At 24.7% G+C, this 3,675-nt stretch carries 1 protein-coding gene; it reads left to right on the top strand.

The features are described from left to right. Positions 1-3,675, top strand: a 3,675-nt coding sequence (locus tag T403_RS04530; RefSeq protein WP_033161498.1) for a hypothetical protein, incomplete at both ends; no start/stop codon positions are given.

Raw genomic sequence — 3,675 nt, 5'->3', positions numbered from 1 at the left:
TGAACAAATTGAGAAGATGAATATAATACATCTATTCAAGGTGAATTTAAAGTTAAGGCATCAAATCCTATTAAACTTGTAACTGCTAACCCATTAAATTTTGCTGATGCTCTTACTAAAGATAAAATTAATAAACAAATTCTTACTTTAACTATTGACGATCCTGATAACAGTTTACAAGATAGTGATATTACTAATTTATTAATCGAGATTCAAGATGGTGAAAATACAAATGCAACAGCTCGTATTACTTCCAATACATTTACTAATGTAAACGGTAAAAAAACAATTAATATCGAAATTGATAATCCTCGTTTTGATAGCGAATATAGAATTACTAAATTAGAATTTAATAATAAAGTAGCTCTTGCTGCATTCGATATCCAAGATCAAGCTTCTACAAATAAATTAATTACTAGTGATGTTCGAATTAGTAATCCAAAATTAACATTAAGTGAGATCAATCCTTTAAGTGAAATTACAAAAACAGTTAATAATGCTACTGTTAAAACTAGAAAACTTCAATTTACATATGATGTTAATGGAATAAATGCAAATGCATTTAACGACGTTAAAATGGTTGCTCATTTTACAGATGATGATAATAATGATCATTATTTAGATGTTGTATTTGATGCAGCAAATAACAGATTAACATTAGAAAATGGAGATACTCAAGGAATTTTATTGGGTAATACAACTTACCGTTTACACGAAATTTATTACTCTTCTGTTCCTGCTTTTGATAAAACAAATGCGCAAACTAATGCAAAATTTGCAAGAAGATTCCAATTACAAAATTCAATTCAAAAAACAAGTGTTAAAACTTCAGTTTCTCCATTAAGATTAATTAAATCTGATTTAAGCAATGTATTACAACCTTATACAACTAAAACAATTATTTTATATTTCCAAGATGAAGATCATGTTTTATCAAAAAATAATAATTCATTAATTTTAAAATGAAAATTCGCTAATCAAACCGAAATAAAAGAACTTCCAATCGATTCTAATAATATTGAATTAGGCGCAACTACAATAGCTAAAAATGTAACATATAATGATCTTACTAAAATAACTATAGTAGTTGAAAATGATGAATTTAATATTCAAACTCAATTCCAGAAATTTAAATTCACTAATCCAATTAAGGCTCTTGGAGGATTAGTTGAATATACTCTTAAAGCTTCAGAAGGTAATTCTAATTTATACTATACATTTGGACATAATCCAGTATTTAATGGAAATGATATATCAACTAACAGTATAGATTCAACTCAAAATCACGAATTAAGTATTAGTTATAAACATAGAAATATCGATGTTAATACTGTTTATGAACAGGCTAAATATACTCAAGAATTTGGTTCAAACACAAACGAAACTAATAGCTTGGTTGAAATGCGAATTACTCATGATAATATTGCATTATTTGGTAATAATCTTACTGGTAATAGAAAAATTATTTTAAATAATTTAGTGCCTAATAGAAAATATTCTAATTTACAATACTATGTTTATTCTAATATCACGACTAAAGAACATGAAAAACAAATTCAATCTAGTGATATTAGTAGTTATAACAAATATGCTAATTTTAGTACACAAGCAGGACAAACTAGTGCAGAATTAATTGAAACTAAACAAGAAAATAATAAACTTAAAGTTAAATATAGAATTAGTTCAGAAGATCAATTATGAGTTCCATTAGCTAAAATAGCGGCTAGCGCAGCTAATGATAATGATAAACCTAAATTTAAAGTAACATTAACTCCAAAAAATAGACAAAATAATCAAAGTTATGTTTTTGTTGGAACAGATGTTATAACTAATGATAAAATTCAAAGTAACCAAAATGAATATATTGTTGAATTTAGTTTTGATATTGTAGATTATGACTTTAATTGAGCTAATCTAACTGATAATGAAGTTAAAAATAAGGTTGAAGAAGGTCAAAATTATGACATTTCACTTCAATTAGATTATGATCTAACTACTAATTTACCTAATGAGCTTAATATAACTTCATATAGTGAAACTCAAGATAAAAGAAATAGACCTATTTTATTAAAAACAGTAGATCAAAGTGTAGCTACAAGTCCATTTAACTTTAGCGCTATTAGTTGAACTGGTGAAACTGATAAAACTAAAGCACTTGATAATACAAATAGTGATTTAACTATTCAATTAACAATTGATCGTTATCCTAAAGCTCTATATAATAAAAAACTTAAATTAAAATTTAAAGATGATCTTAATAATCAAATTGAAACTGCTTTAGTTGACTTAACATTTAATACAATTAGTACAAAAGATGAGAAACTAATGCATAGCTTTAGTTTATCAACTGCAACACTTGCTAATTTAAAACAAAATCGTCATTATACTCTTGTTAATATCTACGATGAAAATGGTGATATTGTTAATGATGCTCAAAATAATAATTCTATTATTAATGATCTTCTTAAGTTTTATATTAAACCAAACACTTCAGTTTCATTTAGTGCTAATCCAATTTTTGATCAAAATAGTTCAAACTTAGATCAATCAGTTGTAACTTTAGCATATACCGATCCTAGTGATGTTATTCAAACTAATGATAGTGCTAATAACAATTTAAAAATTACAATTGTTAATGAAACAACTAATCAAGAACAAACAATATTTGGAACTATTAAGCCAAATAAACAAATTAAATTTATAATTCCTGGAGCTAAAGTTGATCATAACTATAAAATTAAACAAATAGAATTTGTAAATAAACCTTCATTAGCTGTTGAGCCTATTAATACTACTGATAATAATAATTTATTATCAGGAAACGAAGCTTCTATTGGTTCTAACGATTTAAAAATAACTAATGTAACTAAAGAAGCAAGTTATAATATTAGTTCTAATATTAATGCTAGTTATGATTTAACTAACACAAGATTTAATGATAGCGATGCTAAATTTAGAGCGCTTTATAAAGATTTAAATGGTAATTATATTCTTTCAGAAATAGCAACCAAAGATCAAACAAATAATAAAATTAATATTGAGATTGATAAAACCAAAGTTAAATCCAATAATAAATTAATTCTTGAAAAAATCTTTGTTGGTAAAGAAAATAAAATTACTAATTTAGAAAATCAAACTGATTATGATAATCTTGATTTAGCAAAATTAAATTTAACTGATTTATCACAAGATAATAAAGAATTAATTATTTCACCAGTTGAAACACAAGTATCATTAAATCAAGAATATACTTCTACAGTTAATAATGCTACAATTAAATTAAATCTAACAACCAGTGATGGATTCTTTGACAAAACATTAGCAGATGGTAATAATGCTAAAGTTAAACTAAAAATTAAAAATAGTGAAACTAATGTTGTAAGTGAAAAAGAAGTTACTTTAATACCGACAGATGCAAATAATGCAACTGTTGAATTTAGTTTTGATGGCTTAGATGAAGGAACAACTTACTTAATTGAAGAATTAAGTTATCAATTTAATAATGATGAATTTAATAATTTAAAAATTCATCAAATGCCACAAATTAATCAAAGTATTAAAGCAGTTAATAATCAAGATGCCTTTAATAGTTTTGAAACTAAAGAACATCCATATAATATTAATAAGTTCTATTTAGAAGTAGATAATACTAAAACTGAAACTGTTGCTAATGAT

This window comes from Mycoplasma collis ATCC 35278 (genome assembly GCF_000701825.1).
Classification (GTDB): domain Bacteria; phylum Bacillota_I; class Bacilli_A; order Mycoplasmatales; family Metamycoplasmataceae; genus Mesomycoplasma_A; species Mesomycoplasma_A collis.
This window is presented reverse-complemented; position numbering and strand designations above follow the sequence as displayed.